This is a genomic window from Bartonella sp. SL317, assembly GCF_059687655.1.
Window position 1 is genome coordinate 1,532,476 of sequence record NZ_CM185144.1, and the last position, 18,973, is coordinate 1,551,448.

Annotated in this window: 7 protein-coding genes and 2 pseudogenes; 4 read left to right on the forward strand and 5 right to left on the reverse strand. The window is 33.9% G+C overall.

Features of this window, described 5'->3' with window-relative positions:
- Nucleotides 1–12: 12 nt before the first annotated feature.
- Together AC6ER9_RS06375 and ilvC are read left to right on the forward strand one after the other, a co-directional pair.
- Entirely contained in the window at nucleotides 13–414 is a 402-nt protein-coding gene (locus AC6ER9_RS06375; protein WP_497073955.1) for a hypothetical protein, read from the forward strand.
- A 459-nt stretch (nucleotides 415–873) separates the two neighbouring features.
- Nucleotides 874–1,893 carry a ketol-acid reductoisomerase gene (gene ilvC, locus AC6ER9_RS06380; RefSeq protein ID WP_497073956.1) on the forward strand — a complete coding sequence of 340 codons (1,020 nt, stop codon included), beginning with the start codon at nucleotides 874–876 and terminating at the stop codon, nucleotides 1,891–1,893.
- 129 nt (nucleotides 1,894–2,022) lie between these two features.
- On the opposite strand, the gene AC6ER9_RS06385 is transcribed toward ilvC, so the two are convergent.
- From AC6ER9_RS06385 to AC6ER9_RS06405, 5 genes and pseudogenes are all read right to left on the reverse strand, one after another.
- Complete coding sequence (locus tag AC6ER9_RS06385; RefSeq protein ID WP_497073957.1) at nucleotides 2,023–3,414, reverse strand: amino acid permease; 1,392 nt, start codon at nucleotides 3,412–3,414, stop codon at nucleotides 2,023–2,025.
- A 776-nt stretch (nucleotides 3,415–4,190) separates the two neighbouring features.
- The gene (locus AC6ER9_RS06390) at nucleotides 4,191–5,591 is read right to left on the reverse strand and encodes an amino acid permease (RefSeq protein ID WP_497073958.1); all 1,401 of its coding nucleotides are present in this window, start codon (nucleotides 5,589–5,591) and stop codon (nucleotides 4,191–4,193) included.
- 1,271 nt (nucleotides 5,592–6,862) lie between these two features.
- Nucleotides 6,863–7,471: a fumarylacetoacetate hydrolase family protein gene (locus tag AC6ER9_RS06395; RefSeq protein ID WP_497073959.1), complete on the reverse strand. Its 609-nt coding sequence runs from the start codon at nucleotides 7,469–7,471 to the stop codon at nucleotides 6,863–6,865.
- Between the two features lie 3,525 nt (nucleotides 7,472–10,996).
- Nucleotides 10,997–15,864 (reverse strand): annotated as a pseudogene (locus AC6ER9_RS06400) (type ISP restriction/modification enzyme).
- 453 nt (nucleotides 15,865–16,317) lie between these two features.
- Nucleotides 16,318–17,444, reverse strand: a pseudogene (locus AC6ER9_RS06405) (DUF3987 domain-containing protein); the annotation flags it as partial.
- A gap of 448 nt (nucleotides 17,445–17,892) precedes the next feature.
- On the opposite strand from AC6ER9_RS06405, the gene AC6ER9_RS06410 reads away from it, so the two are divergent.
- Nucleotides 17,893–18,186, forward strand: a complete 294-nt coding sequence (locus AC6ER9_RS06410; protein ID WP_497073960.1) for an NAD(P)H-dependent flavin oxidoreductase — start codon at nucleotides 17,893–17,895, stop codon at nucleotides 18,184–18,186.
- Complete coding sequence (locus AC6ER9_RS06415) at nucleotides 18,183–18,956, forward strand: NAD(P)H-dependent flavin oxidoreductase (protein ID WP_497073961.1); 774 nt, start codon at nucleotides 18,183–18,185, stop codon at nucleotides 18,954–18,956. Before AC6ER9_RS06410 ends, AC6ER9_RS06415 begins: the two co-directional genes overlap by 4 nt.
- The last annotated feature ends 17 nt before the right edge of the window (nucleotides 18,957–18,973 follow it).

Here is an 18,973-nt window from a genome sequence, read left to right on the forward strand (position 1 = left end):
AGGAAGCAAGAAATGAAACAAATTTTAAAATTATTAAGCGGACTCATTTTGTTGACTATAACAGGATGTAACATTGATAAGCCTTCTCCAGGGTACATATACATGTGGGAAAGACCGGGAGCAGATTTTACCGAAGTAGGAAAAGCCCTGTTAGAATGTGGCATGCCGAGCCCTTATGATGCTGATCCAGAAACTAGAAACTTAAGTATTAATGCAATAGAAACAATACATGGTTGCATGCTTCAATCAGGATTCCATTATAAAGATAAATGGGGGGGGTGGTGTGGAAATCATAAAGCCGAAAACTTGCCGATTTGTCGTCTTGGTGCTGTCATTCCACAGAGAAGTGTCAAGAGGCGCTTAAACAGCCCGTTTTGTAAAAAACATCCAGAACAATATGAATGCTATCCTTAAACATCATTTGTGATGGAAACAATCCCCACTTTCATGTATTCCCATGCTTATACTACGATAATCTTTGTTGTTTTGTAATTGTTCTTGCTATCCGTATTGATTTAGTTCATGTTAGAGTCTGTATGTTATATCTTAATTTTTAGACTATAATGCTTTGTTTCGCGACAGAAGAATAGAATCTTAGCAGATATATTTTCTTTAGAAATATTAGTTTGTGTAATTATCGTTTTTGTAGAACAGCAGTTAAATTTTATTTGGGGATCCATATATGTTTTGGGAATGTTTGGGGACTACGGTTTTTCCTATGCAGTATGTAAACTTTAAAGACTATTCAACTGCTGTGTTCTTACAAGCAGCATTTTTGTCTTTATGGTTGTATGATGCACTGAAGATAATGTTTCTTATTTAATAAAAATAGTCTGAAATCCAGTTAAAGTAGAAAAAGAAGGAAGTGTTTTTATGCGTGTTTATTATGATCGTGATGCGGATGTTAATCTCCTTAAAGGGAAAAAAGTAGCCATTGTTGGTTATGGTTCTCAAGGACGTGCACACGCTTTAAATTTGAAGGATTCCGGTGTCCAAAATGTACAAATAGCTTTACGTTTAGGATCGGAAACAGTTAAAAAGGCTATGGCTGATGGTTTTGAAGTGGTGAGTGTTGCTGAAGCAGCAAAATGGGCTGATCTCATCATGATGGCAACACCAGATGAATTGCAAGCTGATATTTACAAAGAGCATATTCATGACCATTTACGTGATGGGGCAGCGATTGCTTTTGCGCATGGTTTGAGCATTCATTTTGGCTTGATTGAGCCTAAAAAAACTATTGATATTGTGATGATTGCTCCTAAAGGTCCAGGACATACAGTGCGTCATGAATACCAGCGAGGGTGTGGTGTGCCTTGCTTAATAGCGGTAGCACAAGATGCTTCTGGGAACGCTCATAATGTAGCTTTATCTTATGCATGTGGACTTGGTGGTGGACGTGCTGGAGTGATTGAAACAACATTTAAAGAAGAGTGTGAAACGGATCTTTTTGGTGAACAAGCGGTTTTGTGTGGTGGTCTTGTTGAACTGATTAGAGCAGGTTATGAAACACTAACACAGGCAGGGTATGCACCGGAAATGGCTTATTTTGAGTGTTTACATGAAGTTAAATTGATTGTTGATCTCATGTATGAAGGGGGCATTGCGAATATGAATTATTCGATTTCTAATACAGCTGAATGGGGTGAATATATGTCTGGTCCACGTGTGATTACGGATGAAACCAGAGCAGAAATGAAACGTATATTGAAAGATATCCAAACGGGTAAATTTACATCGAATTGGATTCAGGAATATAAAGCTGGTGCGGCTCATTTTAAAAGTATGCGGCGTTTAAATGATAATCATCCTATTGAAGAAGTTGGTAAAAAACTTCGTTCTATGATGCCTTGGATAAAATCTAACGCTTTGGTTGATAAAGAACGTAATTGAAGCCTCTACAGAGATATTTCGTCACATTTATAACTTTATAGATAAATATTTTAAAAGGGTAACTTGAGTTACCCTTTTTAATATGATTTTTTTGAAATATAAGATTCAACTTTTTAGGAGAAGTTGTTTTTAAGTTTTTGCATAATTCTTTCTTCCGAAAAGAAAATATACAATGCCTAAAAATATAAACCATGCTGGAGTGTATTTTAAAGCTATGGCAGTATCCGCTTCTAATGACAATAAATAAATAATAAATGCAAAGAAAACAAGAAGCGCCCAGCACATGACAACACCTCCTGGCATTTTATAAGGAGAGACAGTATGTTGGAGAGGACGATTGCGACGATAGACGATATAGCTGATCAAAATGACAGACCATACAAATATAAACAACGTTGCGGCAATTGTCGTAACAATCGTAAAGGCCTCTATGAGGGTTGGAGATAATGATACAGCTGCATAACCTAATAAGATGCATAAACATGAAAAGAATAATGCGTTGGCTGGAACGTGATTACGAGAAAGTTTTCCTAAAAATTTAGGAGCTCCTTTTTGTGTTGCTAACCCATATACCATACGGCTGGTAGAAAAAATTCCACTATTTGCTGAAGAGGCGGCTGCTGTGAGGACAACAAAATTCATTAAACCAGCTGCAGTTGGAATACCGATAAGTGCATACATTGTTACAAAAGGACTTTTGTCTGGGCTTATTTGATTCCAAGGTGTTACAGACATAATTACAAGAATAGAGAAAATATAAAAGAATACAATACGGACAGGTATTGAATTGACAGCTTGTGGTAAGGCTTTGTTAGGCTCTTTTACTTCAGCAGCAGCTGTTCCTGCCAGTTCAATGCCAACAAAAGCAAAAATAACAATTTGAAATCCAGCAAAAAAACCGCTAATCCCTCGAGGGAAAATATTTCCATCGTTCCATATATTTCTCAGGGAAGCAACTGTGCCGTTTGGAGATACAAAACCAGTAAAGATCATGTAAAATCCTACAACAATTAAGACTAAAATAGCTGCGATTTTGATAAAACCAAACCAAAACTCAAGTTCACCAAAGAGTTTTACGGCAACTAGGTTAAGAATTAAAAAGGACATAAGGCCAATGATAACAGGAATCCATGGATTAAGTTCAGGCCACCAAAAGTGTGCATAAGTAACAATAGCAATAATTTCAGCAGTTCCAGTGACAATCCAACATAACCAATATGTCCAGCCAATAAAGAATCCGGCAGATGGGCCTAGAAGATCGGTTGAGAAGTCAATAAAAGATCGGTATTGTGTATTAGAAAGCAATAATTCTCCCATAGCACGCATGACAAAGTATAGAGCACAACCAATAATCGCATACACGAGTAAAATTGAGGGGCCTGCTACGCTAATTGTTTTTCCTGATCCCATAAAGAGACCTGTTCCAATTGCTCCACCAAGGGCTATAAGCTGTATATGGCGGTTATGTAGTCCACGTTGCAATTTCTTCTTAGGTTTTTTTTCTAAATTTTTTTTGTTCATTTTTGGGAAATTCCCCTTAGTTATTTTAAGATAAAAATTACCTTAAAAAGGTAATCCCTGCTATCGGAACATGATATGGCTGTGGAGTAAAGGAATTTTTTTCTACGATCATATAATAATAAAGAAAAAATTATTGGTTAATGTGTTAATTATTTTATATGTTATTAATATAATAAAATTTTTATTATGCTTTTTAAACTTAATACATAATTATATACAAGATATATTATAAATATTTATAATAAGCATTCTTTAAATAACTATATATGTTTATATATAGTTATACACAATAGAAAAAATATTTTCATAAATTTTGTATTGTAGATGGCTGTTAGGAATATTCTGTTGAGAGTTGTATGTTTAAGTTTAAGAAAAGCTTGAATATAAACTTTGTTTTTTGGCTTTTTTAGGTGAAACTTAAATGTTTTGTTACATCAATGATGTAAGTGAAGTTTATAGAAAACTCTTTATAGAATTTCTCATGTTTTATTCTATTATACCGTAAAATATCATTGTTTAATGCAGTGATCAGGCAAAATTTTACACATTAGGCATTTTTAGAATATATAGTGAGTATTCGGGGCGGGTTTTATCCGTAGAGCACTTATGTAGGCAAATCGTATGAGTTTTTAGAAGTATCTTCCCTTAACAAGCCGGCTTATTTGTAAACGGACTATTTTAGGAATCCATATCCTTTTAGATGTGGGGAGGAGATCAAAGAGAAAAAGGGTACTTTTAGTACCCTTTTTTGAGATGTTTTTTTTATGTATGTGGCTTTATTTATTATTTTGAGAAGTATGTTTTCTTACGAACATAAAGTACGTTACGCCTAACATAATAAACCAGACTATACCATATTTTAAAGCTGTTAGAGTATCAGGTTCTAATGTTAACAAATAAAGCATGAAAGCAAAGAAAATTAAAATCAGCCCACACATAACAACACCCCCTGGCATTTTATAGACGGATTCAGCATGCAGATGAGGATGATTGCGACGATAGACAATATAGCTAATCAAAATGACAGACCATACGAATAAAAATGCAATAGCTGAAATGCTGGTCACAATTGTAAAAGCACTTATGAGGCTTGGTGAGAGTGAAGCAACTATATATACTACTAAAATACATAAGCAAGAAAAAAGTAGAGCATTAGCTGGAACATGGTATTTGGAAAGCTTTCCTAAAGTTTTAGGAGCACCTTTTTGTGTTGCAAGTCCATATATCATACGGCTGGTAGAAAAAATACCACTGTTTGCTGAAGATGCAGCAGAGGTGAGAACGACAAAATTTACCAAACCAGCCGCTATCGGAATGCCTGCAAGCAAAAACATCGAAACAAAGGGACTTTTATCTGGAACAATTTGATTCCAAGGTGTGACAGACATAATGACAGCGAGAGAAAAGATGTAAAAGAGTACAATACGCACTGGTATTGCATTAATTGCTCTGGGAAGAACTTTTTTAGGCTCTTTTACTTCAGCAGCCGTTGTTCCAGCAATCTCTATACCAACGAAAGAAAAAATAGCAATTTGAAATCCAGCAAAAAAGCCTGTAATTCCTCGCGGGAAAATATTTCCATCATTCCATACGTTATTGAGAGAAGCAACCGTACCATTGGGGGAAGTAAAGCCTGTAGCGATCATATAAAATCCAACAACGATTAATGCTATAATTGCGACGACTTTGATAAGACCAAACCAGAATTCAAGTTCACCGAAAAATTTTACGGCAAGGAGGTTAAGGATTAAAAAGAAACCAATGCAAGCAAAAACAATAATCCATGGATTGAGGGTTGGCCACCAAAAGTGCATATAAGTAATGATAGCAATAATATCAGCTGCGCCAGTTACAACCCAGCTCAACCAATAGCTCCAGCCGACAAAGAAAGCGATTCCTGGTCCTAGCATATCGGTTGAAAAATCAATGAGAGATCGATATTGTGAATTAGAAAGCAGTAATTCTCCCATAGCACGCATGACAAAGTATAGAGCAAAACCAATAATTGCATAAACGAGTATGATGGAAGGACCTGCTACACTAATTGTCTTTCCAGATCCCATGAAGAGACCTGTTCCAATAGCACCGCCAATGGCTATCAGTTGTACATGACGGTTGTGTAGTCCACGTTGCAGCTTATCCTGAGGATTCTCTTTTAAATTTTGTTTAGAGCTCATTTTTTGAGGGTTCCCTTTAATTGTTTTGACATTAAATTACACTAAAAAAAGCATTATTTTGTATCGAAGCATGATATAAATGAGGTGTAAAGGAAAAAAACGTTTTTTATGATTTAGTGTGGATAAATATAGTTTTAGAAAAGAGAATGTTTCCTCCTTAAATAACGTAACAGATATTTGAATATGAAGTTTATTTGTTATTTTGATAACAAATAAATGGCCAAAAAAAGACCTCGTATTATAGGAGGTCTTTAAAAATTATCAGAAAAAAATTATGATTTTCTGATCTTATTTTTTTGCATAATGAAGAGGGGTTTTATTTTGCTCAATAAGAATTAGAAATTTGTTATCTTAATTTAAAGATACCCCCCCTAATGTTAGCAAAATCAAATGATTTCTAAAATCATTTTTTTATTTTACGATGTTATCATAAGTGAAAAGGAGGAACACCATAGTTTTTGTATTTTAAAGAGGTTAATTTAGATATTGAAAAATTTGGTTAAATGTTGCGATAAGTTCATATTATTTATACAAAAGGTCTTTAGACTATGATTAAAGAAATGCAACATTATTCAATTATACAAAAAAATAAGAAAGAACGGGTAGTTATAGAAGCTCTGTTAGAGGTTGAACTATTCACAATGATAGATAGAAGCATGAAAAGATTGCTTTGTTAGCCTTTTGTTATTGAAAGATAAAGTTATTCAAAGATAATGAAAAAAGAAAATAAAGACAAAACTGTTCCTGTCGTTCTATTAATATAGTCTTTTATTCTTTATTTGTTAAATGACGTTATAAAATAATCATCAAAGTGAATCATGCAAATATATTAAAAGGATGTATTGTTACAAGTTCAAATCTCTTTTTAATGCTACCGCTAGAAGATAAGAGTTTTGGAAAGGTTGCGATATAGAATATTGATACTTTAGGGTTTAGTATTATGTGCCATAAGGTCATTCATGAAGCTGGTTAAAAGCTTCATTTTGCTCTTAGCACTTTAGTACGAGTTTTTTTTGAATTTAGCTATTGATGCCAGATTTAAGGTATATAATAAATAGCAGCTACTTATAAATTTAAAAAAAAAGAACATTTTACTGTTGAGGATAATCGCTGATACACGCTAGTATGGAAAGCGTTTCACGGGTATATGTTGAATATGAGTGAGCAGATTCTTTTTTTCCAGTTTCGTAGCATTATCGATGATAAGAGTTATGTTTTACCAAGGGATATGTTAAAAAATGAGACTATGAAAAAGAGGAGTATTTGATGATTCACTTTACCTTTATTTCTGAAATTAATTTATCTTCAAGATATAATTCTATTTCATCAAATGGGGAAAGTTTACCCACACCTTGTGGCGTTCCTGTATATATGATATCTCCACTCTTTAATTGAATGTAGCTGCTCAAAAAAGAAATTATTTTCTCAAAGCTAAAGATCATATTTCTCGTATTACCAAGTTGCCTTGTTTCACCATTCAGCTTCATTTCGAAGGTTATAGGATCATTTATTTTTTCCTTGTTTATGAAGTTAGAAACGTATGCGGCTCCTTTAAATCCTTTAGACAAAAGCCAAGGAAGCTTTTTTTCTTTTAATTTTGTTTGTAAATCTCTGGCAGTTAGATCAAGACCTATTGCTACGGCATCGTAGCATTTTTCAGCATCTATCTCATCAACCATAAAAGTATCCTTTGAGATTCTGAGTACAATTTCAGTTTCGAAATGGATTTCTTTAGAAAAATTAGGGAGCTCAATTTGATTTCCTAAGATGAGTGAACTATAGGGTTTGCTAAAGATAACGGGCTCATCTTCGACGACATTGCCAAGTTCATAAGCATGTTCTAAATAATTGCGTCCAACACAGTAAATAGTATTAATCATAGGAAATCTCCAAATTGTCCCTTTATATAGAAAAAATACAATTCTGAAAATGATATCTTTTCTCATATCGATATGAGATCTTTGTAAAAAGTATGCATTGTGTGGATTAATTAAGAAATCTTGAGAATAACCACTCTCTTAATTATTTTTCTAAGTTTTAATGAGAAGGGAACTATTGGGGTATTTGTGACGACAACATATTTTGCATAAAAACTAATAAAGTCAATATGTTGAGTGAAATTATTTTATATAAATTCACTTAAGAACCCACACTTTTATACGTGTTTTATTTGATCATTTTTTATAAACAGTTGCCATGTATGAATAGAGCATAAAAAGCAAATCATGATGTAAATATTATAACGCATGTGTCATTTAAATAAAAAGCAGCTATCATTCATAACGGTTCATAAATTTTATGATACGTTTTTATCATTCAAAATCGCATTGTTAAAAACGCAATCGTTTGAAACTTTTATAAGCTTATAGATTTTTATTCATTAAGGGCGCATAAAAGGATTTTAAAAATAATGATTTTATAACTACGGTATTTTTTTACCGAGGTACGAAATAGTAGGTATAAAGTTCAAAAAGTTATAGTTTAAAAATACAAAACCAAATGGGGTCAATCCAAATTTGGAGAAACCTATTGAGACAAAGATAAGCAAGCAAAGTTCAAAACCATTGTAAAATCATAAAAGCATGGGATTTTTCTAAATTTTTAAAAAAAGCGACAATGTTTAAAGAGTACTCTATTCTAAAGATAACGCGCCCAAAAATGGACCGGCTAATTTGTAAAAAAGTTATGTTTGAGTGCAAAATGAAAGGATGCTTAATAATAACTTCTCTAAATGCACGTTTAAACATTTGAAACGTAAAATAAAATCTTTATAAGAAACGTTTAAATCCTCTTTTTATAACAATTATAACTTAGTTATCATTTGCTCTTAAGAACGTTTCATTTACAAAAAAAACAAAGATCTAGCTTTCATAGTAGAACCAATCTTAAAAGTCTTTATATTTTATAAAAGCGTTTGTTTATTTATCTTATGAAAATCTTTTTAAAAAAACAACGCTTGTAAATATAAAAAACGGATTTTGTTACAAACATTCATTTCATATACACTTGCTTTTGATTTTTAGAAAATGCGTTACTTGAATTCACTCAACTCAATTTCGAGGTCATTTATTTAAAACGTTTTTAAGAAGCGTTTTGATAATGGATTTTGTTTCAAATGAATCTCTTTAAAGAAAAGGGCATTATTCTTAATACATTTGATAGCCATAAAAGCGTTTATAGTTTCTCTCATTCAAATGAATGCTATCAAAATCATACCCATCATTTACGGTTCTTTTTATAAGTTTTCATAAAAACAATAGAGCGCTAGAAATATGATAAGTTTTGTATATAGGTATCCATTACTCTATTGTGGGTGATGCATTTTAATCATTAGAATCGTTATGAGCAAGCTGCGTCATATCAATTGGCACGGCTTTCTTTTTGAATTCTCTCTTTTATGCTGTGTTTTAACCAATGTATCTTATAAGGCGTTTATAGCCTTAAAGGTGCCCTCCACACCGTTTTTTATTCTGTTTTAATAATATTGACAACATGATCGCTTTCATAAATTTCACAGTTTTTTGGTACCAACCTTACTTTGCTTTTTTTATTGATTTTTGCATTCCCATAGACAGAATCATAAACTTTGCATGATGATAAACCCAAACTTTATAAGAAAGATGCGCATTGCCATAAATAAAGCCCATTATAATCGCTTTATCAGAAATTTTTGCATTTTCATAAATATAGGCAGCATTTAAAACAAGAGCATTATCATAAACCCAACAATTGCCATCATGAGATAGGTTACTTTCATTTTCAATAAAGCTACCTAGAGCCTCCGCTTTTACATTAGCAAAGTCTCTTAATGCTTTAATTCGAGTTAAGAAATAACCATCTATATATTCACTATCATTAATAAATTCGTATTTTTTGCAGGCTCTTGTTTGTTAACAGAGGCGGTTTCATTTGAAATATTAGAGATAACGGGGGGCTTTTTGAGATATTTCTCATAATCAAAACCTAACTGTAAAAAGTTTTCAATTGACAACCTATAAAGGCGCTGGGTATTGAAAACACGGCAGTTAGTCCGTTGCTGCATTTTTCCCATAAGGGTATTGTATAACGTAACTACACCCGACAAAATCACTATATGCCAATCACAGCACAAAAGACAGTCAATATTTTAAAGACTTTGGAAAAGTTGCATCGTAACCTAGCCGCTTACCAAAAAGTGTTTGTTAAGAACTTCATTATTTATATAGTAAAATACGTATTTATTGTCAATTAATATTTTATCTTTTTTGATATTTTCATGCTTTTTAAATTCATTTTGTGTATATATTTATCATATGCTTATTAATTTCTTCTTTTGTATTATGTTATTTTTAATATATACTATTTTATTTATTAAACAATTGCGTTATATTTTTAATCTATACATTTAAAATATTTAAAAACGCTCTCATCATGTATATTTTTAACTTTATAGCGTATTAGTTTTTTACTAAATGAATTTTAATTTTTTGTGAATTTTGTTTATAAGGGTCTTTAATTTAAACAACCTTAATAAACCTGCGCTCTTATAACGAATGCATTCATTTGCATTTTGATTATGAATAACCTGCTTTTTTATGTATTCACTATAGCTGTTATCTTTTTTATAACCACCGCATCATTTTTTATTTTCATAAGAGAAATGATAATTGTGATTTATAGTCTGTTATGAAAACATCTAAAGAGAGCTTATAATTATAGAGATTATCAAAGTCCCTTTAACGAATTTTTATCAGTCCACTTTAATAGATCAGTTTATGATTTTAGTGAGTGATTAAAACATGTCTTATGAAAGCATGTGATTTTTACAAGCCTTTCAAAAGACAGTTTATAATCATAAGAAATGTTATCAAGATTGTTACGATTATGAGTTTTGAAGAGGTTTTGAGTTTTGACGGTTGCTGCTTTTATATAAAAATAAAAACATTATATTTCAAGTAGTTAATGTTTTACAAATCTTCAAAAAACAAACTATATTGATAATACAACCATTAAATTCAATCAATACTATATGTTTCGAGGGGGTTTTGACAATTTTTGCATCGTCAAAACCTATAAGTAAAATGAATATACATATTTTTCTTTAAGCAAAGCTTTAAAAAAGAATAAAGCTATCATTTTAGATTGCGGTATTAATCTTTTAAAGGCAATCCAAAGTAGAGTGTTTAAAAATGCAAATGTTCTTTTTTAGAATAACGCATATAAACACTCCTTTTAAGATTGTATGTGATCAAGTTACAAGATAATACGTTTATAGAATTTACAAAAGTCTATAAGGTATTTTGATAACGTAATTATTTCCTATCTTTGTTATTTCATAACAGATGATAAAATAAACCGTCATTTAAACCAATACATAAGAGACCTTAATAAGACTAGCATACCTATTATGTGAGTATGCCAAGAGTCTATTCAGTATCTTTAATTTCTAATTTTGCTAGGTTTTTCACGATTTTTATTGTCTCTAAACTTACGGTAATAACTTTTTGAAAAAATTCTAGAGGGTAGGCAGGGTTACCAACGGTCTCAACAGCATAGCGATTGGCATCATTCACAATACCACTCTTTTTATCAGTCTTAACGCATTGACGCCCCATAACTCATTCAAGAGCAGGTTTGCCATTGACGATATATTTATAAGCTTCAAGAGGAATATCTGTCATCGTGATGTTGCTATTATAAATAACAGTCGATTTATCCTTTTCCTTACTATTCTTAACTTTTGCGAATTTCATTTCTGTCACGTAATAAAACTTCTCTGGATTAGAGATATCAGTCTGTTTTGGATTACCTTTTTAAAAGGTTACTGGATAAGGTTCTACAGTTTCATAATTGATGTGCAAATGCTCTAGGTCACGTCCTGCTGTCACAAATTTCCAAAAGTCCTCAGCAGTTTTTACACAAGGGATACGAGGCAATTCTTTAGAGAGGTTATCAGCATAGCGAGTACGATAATCTTTTGAATGTAAAATTCCATAAACATAATAAAACAAATCATCTTTCGTAATTTTTTCATTCGGATAAGCCGCTTTAAAATGGTCTAGTCCTTCATTCGTAATGGCATCACGCCGTTGTAAACCAGCTGGTTTGTTTTCCTCTGTAATATTTGCAAATAAATGGGATTGCTTTTCATTTTTATTTTTTAAGACTATAGCGTCTTCGTAAAAATATCGTGGAAAGCATAGACCTTTTTCTATTGAATCCAAGTTAGGTAAATTCTTATTCATCAACGCAGAAAATTCCCCTATTGCTGCTACACCTGTAACTTGAATCACTCTATTTTCAACCGCTTTTCCTATAGGGAATATGCGCGGCATTTGATAAACTCTCTCATTGAAAGTGCGATTATAATAAAGCCACTGTTGTGTAAAAGGACGATATAAACTTTGCGTAAGGCATGTATTTTAAAATTCACAAATCTTTCTTCTTACCAATTCTTCTTTTAAACTACTACTCCAACTTATCTTTCTCTCACTTGTATAGACAAAATCATTTACAACCTTTACATGTGACTTACGGTCATCATGTCGATAGGCTTTATTAAAACGCTTCACTTCGCTGTTATAGAAGGCAATCATATTGCTCATGTTCTTCACTAAGGATTCACGACTTGAATTATATGTCCAAACGTTACGATTGGTTTTTAGTCCACAAGAATGAATCTCAAAAAGCCTTTTATCATGACTTTTCTTATCACCTATGATCTTATCCCCTAACACTAAAAATGATTTGAAACTATCATCACGTTGAGGTATCCAATCTCCATGCTCGTCTGGTGTAATCGTTTGCCAGCTTGATTTATTTGTAATTCCAGTAATACTACCAAAATACTCGAGGGCTGTAAGTTTATCTTTTGTCGTGAGATTATTACCGATATCATGATAGTAAATTTTACATTCTCCAGAAGCTTTGGGGTTTTTGATAAATAGTGTTACGGCGATACCGGTCATACTTCCATTATCAAAAATATTTTCCCCTTCTTTGGCTAAAGATTTTCGTAAACTGTTCATTGTTGATTTTTCTACGTAACCCGAACCAGAAACAAAGCCGATTACCCCAGCATTATCAATACGGTCACTAGCTCAGCGAATGGCACGAATATAATTGTCATAAAGCGCTCGTATATTCGTAATTTTCGATTGAGCCGCGTAAGTTTCACGGATACGCTTGTTTAATGCTGGATAAGGGGTATTCTTCGCATTATCATCTTTGTTTTTTTGTCCTACCGAATAAGGGAGATTCCCAAAGATAACTTCGATATTCAGATTTTTCTGATGTTCTAAATATTCACTGTTTTCTTTAAACAATTCGTGTAGCAGACTTTTCTCTTCAAGCATCCGAAACGTATCGGTTAAACAAATATGTTTGAAAGGAATATATTCACCTTTCATGAGACTATGATAGGTCTACACAATGTTAATCGCTGCTATGTAATAGGCGAGTAAGACAATTTCATTAGCGTGAATATCATGACGGAATTTATATTCCATGTGCTCTGGTTTTATGAGATTGGATTGTAAAAGCCGTGTGATAAAGGTACCGGTTCCTGTAAAATGGTCTAAAATAGAAACACCACGTGACCCCAAGCTTTTCCTAAACTCATTTCGTAAAACATCCAACAGAGTGACTAATAAAATCCACAACCTCAACGGGGGTATAAACAATTCCTAATGTTTCTACTGTACGTGGAAAAGCATAACGGAAAAATTCATTATACAATACAGCTCTACAATTAAGCTTTGTTGTACTTCAAGAGTGGTAATTCCACGCGTGTAAAATTGTACACTTTTAGAAATATTTTTGAGATCTTGAGATTCTTCTTTAAGAATAAACTTATCAAGGGTATTGAGTACACGTTGTAAAGCACAAGATATGGGATTTTCTTGAACAAATTGATGCTCCTCAAATAAAGCATTAAAGACTGAACGTGTTACAAAATGTTGCGCAAGCATTTCAATTGCATTTTGTTCAGAAATATTCATATTTAAATTGCTACGCAATTCGGTCATAAAATCGTTAAATACCCGTCGTGTTTCAGTTTCTGATTTTGCCAAAACCTCAGTTAAGCGTGTGATATGAGTTTGAGCAAGATCACCAACATTTATTGCCCATCTTTTCCAATAGCTAGGGTCGTAAAATCTATTAACAATAGCAGCTCTAATGGCATCTTTGCATTTAGAAAAAAAGCGGAGTTCTCCTTGTTCTCCACCTGTGTGAGAGGGTTCATAAGTTGCTAACCCAATATTAAGTCCTGAATACTCTAATTTTGAGCGTATAGGTAAAATCATCAATAACCGTGGTCGTATCTTCTAACGCAAGTTCTTGAGAAGCAGCAACGATTTCAAGAATATCGCTTACGTCTTGTTTTTTGTGCATATGGTGAATTATTTTATTAAAGTTGTCATCATGGCACGTAAAGCATTAAGCACTTGCCAGATGACATTATACTTTTTGTTGTTTTCTAAGGCTATTTCTGGCGAAATGTCAGCGAATATCCCAATGGGTAGAATGATATAGCCTCTTTTTTACCTTCTGCTCGACGCATTACACGTCCTATTGCTTGAATAATCTCAATTTGACTTTTTCGCGGGTGTAAAAATAGAACGGCATCAAGAGCGGGAACATCAACACCTTCAGAAAGACAGCGTACATTGGTAAGTAAACAACACGCTTTTTCCCCCGCGTCTTCCTTTAACCAATCAAGTTGTTTTGTACGCTCTTTAGCACTAAAGGTTCCATCAATATGGGCAAGGGTACAGTTAAGAGGGTGAGTATCTTTATAGTTTTTATGAAGAGCGCGCAAAGATTCTTACATTTTTTCTTTTTTAAATCTTTTGCATATGCGTTTAGAAGTATCAATATCCTTGCAAAAAGCTAAAGCTCTACGCATAGGCTTGGGGTCATCTTCAAGATCAAGTTTCAGATCCATTTTGGTAAGGGCTCTATAACAGCCATTAATCTTGATCCTATCGTCAAGAATAAGTTCATAATTCTTATCGGTAATAAGATGTTGAATGGATTGGCTTACGTCTTCTTCGTTGACAACTAATATGATAACTTTACAAGGTAATAACAGCTTATCCTCTAAAGCACGTGAAAAGTGTATGTAAAGTTGTTTTTCATTATCCATGGACACCAAAACGTTATTGGATAAGACAGCATTACTTTTCAGCTTGTCATTAAAGATTTTTTGAGTTGCTGTCATGTAGAGGTGTTTTTTGCCTCGAATAATGCTATTGTCATGAACCTTGATAAATTCAGATTCATGCTTGTCCGCTCCCAATACAACTCCAGTCGTTCTATGGGCTTCATCACAAATAATCAGATCAAATTCGGGTAACCCATGCTCTTTTTGTGCACCGGAAATCACTTGAATGGAATGGTAAGTGGAAAAGACTACAGTCATCACATCAAAAGAAGTCTTATTAGCTTTACGTGCAAGCTCTTTCGCATCCGTTGTCGCCGGTAAAACAAGATCAGAAGCATCGAGACCAGATTCATCATCATGTTTCCCTTTACGACGCTTGCCTACTTTTGTATCAGAACATACCGCAAAGGAACGTAAGGGCACCTCTGTATCAAGGGGCCACTCACGGATTGTTTGTGACATCAAAGCAAGAGAAGGCACTAGAAACAACACACGCTTGCCTTTTCCGGCGAGAGTTTCTGCTATCTTAAGGCTAGTAAACGTCTTACCCGTTCCACATGCCATAATCAGCTTGCCACAGTCTGCTTTTTAAACCTTCACAGACATCTTTCAGTAGTGCATCTTTCTAATGATCTAAAAGCTTTTTTTCGGTTGTTCTTTAAGGACGGCTTGTCCTTTTTCTTTATAAGCCCCCCAATCAATTTGACTGTTTTCTAAATCAAACAGATTAATCTGTTGAATGCGAACTTTTTGACCATCACACGTGTTATTAGCATTATCACTCCAATTGCTTTCGGTATTATCAACCAGAATACGACGCGTAAAAATCCTTTTGCCAGAGGCAGCGATAAAACTATCAATATCTTCGTTTTTTAATGACGTGAGAAGCATCATAACATTTACATTGAATAGCCGCATAACCTCCTTGATCACGGATTGTAGCCACCAGATCAATGCCAATATCACGTCCATCTTCATCATGCTCTTGCGCCCATTCCAAATAAGTCTGAACCTTTTCGTATTCTTGCTTTTGCAATGGGTCTTGCATAAGATAATCCTTTAAAAATTTTCAAACAGAGTTCCCAATTCACGGGGTGATTTTGCTTGTTGACGATAATATTCCAACAAAGAGCGTAGTGTGACGTATTAATGATCATACTTAATAGATTGCAGCATATTGCAATAGAGCTATATTTTTATATAAGAGATTTGGTTATTTCATATGTTAATCAAGACAAATTCATTATGTGTTTTTAAAACATCATAATGATTATTTTGAAGCATTTTATCGCACATTTTACAGAGAAGTTTTGAAAGTTTCTAACATTCTCAAAATACCTTCGAAATATATTATGAGTTGTGTTTATAGCTTTGTAATATCACTATAGGCTGTTATTTTTAAACTTGATAAAAAGTAACGCATTGAAATATAATAACTTTTATTTTTTAATTTTTAAAAATATATAAAGGGGGGCGTAAAAAACTTCAAAATACTCAAAACTAAGAGATAGAAAGAATTTAAAGTTTCATGACATAAATAAAGGTTATAAAGTTTAGTGTTTTATAAGATTTTCTGATTGCCTATTGTGATGTCTTATTACTTTTCACTTAAAGGATGCCATCCATAGCGTATGCTAGGTCGACCGCTTTTAGAGCTATTATCGCTTGCTATTTCACGAATATAGTTACAACGACATGAAAGCTCTAAAGACTGTTTTATAATGGCATGGTCTTTTAAATGCGTCCAACTTCTTTGATGAATATCACGTAAAGTAAAAACATCGGGTAAGTGATCACAACGTTCGATAATCAATTTTGCACAATCTTCTATAGAGGCATTCCCCGCCGCATAAAGTCTTTTGACATGGCTTAACAGATATTTTTCGCAACGCAATGCTGTTGTGATGGCGTAGAGCCCAATTTCAAAACACCCGCCTTCACTCAATTCAAAAATTAACGCAAGGGTTGGTATGGTTTTATTCATTTTCAAAAGATGCGATTGTAAACTTGCAGAGAAAGGACCTCCTTTTGTTGTTTTTTGAAAATTTTCCACTATTCACGAAATATCTCTTGAGCTTCAGCAGGAAAACGTATGGTAGGGTATTTGGGTGATCCTAAAGGTTTATCATAAAGAGAACGAAAGACCTCTTGATAGTTTTCCCATGCCTTTTGATTGGGAGCTCTATCAATCCAGTCACACTCTTTTTATTCATCGGGAAAGACCAGCATTTGAAATCATTGCAATAAGCCGTCATTGTTTATTCCACGGTGCATTGCTTGAATAATGGGAATAATCCGTGAAGGGGCTGAATGCCCCCAATGACAGAGATGGTTGCACTGGGAATAAAAATGGTTCTACGCTCTATACGGTCATAGGTGTATGGCTTATTGCCATTAAGAGCTGTTAGATAGAAAGAACGGTCTGATTGATATTCCTTTCTCTCCAAATTGGCTAAAAAACCAGATAATTCATCACGAACTAACAACAGACCACGGGGATTTTCTTTTAAGAGTTTCCCAAGCTTTTCTACGCTTGTATCATTGACAATAAACGAGAGCATATCATCATATGCATTGTCTTTAGAGGGGGCTTCAGACAAAAGAGCACGGGCTGTTTCACACTCACCTTTTTTAAGCGCTTTATTGGCTTGTCTTTCCTTTTTCTCTCTTGTCTCTATTTTCTGCTTTAATGATTCTTTTGTTGATTGATTTTAATATTATAAAGTTTTGCAGGTTAAGATGAGATACAAAATATCATTTACAGAACTTAAGGGCGGGGTGATCTTTACAGTGATTTGGTTCTCTTTGTTTTTCTTGAAATTATAATGCTTTTATCAAAAAAACTGCTCATAGTTTTCCATCTACTGTGCTGAACAAATAAGTATATCACGACAAGCCTAATGAAGTAGATTTAAGGTTATAGAAAAACTGTATATATCACAATTTATCAGGATAGTGGATTGTTGCAATCGTAGATTTTTTTATATATATCACCGCCGAATATGAAAATGAACGAAGCTTTAATTTTCTTGCTGCTAACTTGATGCTAAGCGGTGTGGAGCAAGAGTAAGTGTTGTTGTTGTTCGTATTTCCCATCTATAGTCTCAAAAGCATTATAGATGATGAATTTTCAAACCATCAATTTTGAGGGCTACTGTGTTAGCTACATTACCTAAAAATATACGCTCTTTAATAATACAAGCGCCTATGGCGGGTGTATCGACGCCTGAGATGGTGGCTGCCGTATCTAATTCTGGTGCGGTTGGTTCGATAGCTATTGGTGGATTATGGCCGGATGAAGCGGTTTTGTTAATTCAAAAAACGAAAGCACTAACTGATCGGCCATTTAATGTTAATCTTTTCTGTCATGATCCTTTTTTGCGTGTGGATACAGCAAAAGATTCTCATTGGCGAACTAAACTAAACGATCATTTTTTAGGGGGGAAATGATTCTAAATACTCCTCTTAAGAATATATACGCCTCTATTAAAAATAATAAGGCTTTAGCTATCGCTGTCGCTGCACAATCCCCTGATATTATTAGCTTTCATTTTGGTGTTCCTGATGATGATATCATTGATATCTTTCGACAGACCGGTGCCAAACTTATGGCTACTGCAACTTGTCTTGAAGAGGGGAAAGAAATTGCAGACAAGGGTTTGGATGCAATAATTGCTCAAGGCTTTGAGGCAGGAGGACACCGAGGACAATTTAATCTTTCACAATTTGACGAGAAGTTATCAACGCACGTTTTAACTCGGCTTTTGGCTCAGAACTTGTCTCTTCCTATAATTGCTGCAGGCGGTATAATGACTGGGGCTGATATAGCGAGTGTTATGCTTATGGGTGCTCAGGGAGTACAATTAGGGAGTGCCTTTATAGGGTGTAGCGAAAGCGGTGCGAGTCATTGTCATAAAAATCTTTTGAAGTCTGATAAATCCATACCAACCGTTTTGACGCGAGCCATTTCTGGGCGGCCTGCGCGGTCAATAATGACGTCGTTTGTCCAGTGGGCGATGAGTATTACTGATAAGGATATTCCGGGGTATCCTTACGGTTATGATGCCTTCAAGCAGCTGCAAAAAAGTATGCTCTCACGAGGAGATCTTGATATAGGTCCTTTTTGGGCGGGGCAAAATGCTTTCTTGGCGCGTTTTACTCCGGCAGCACAAATTATCTCAGAATTAGAAAATGAGTATGCTCACTCTATACAGGGCTAAGAAAACGTAAATCTAAA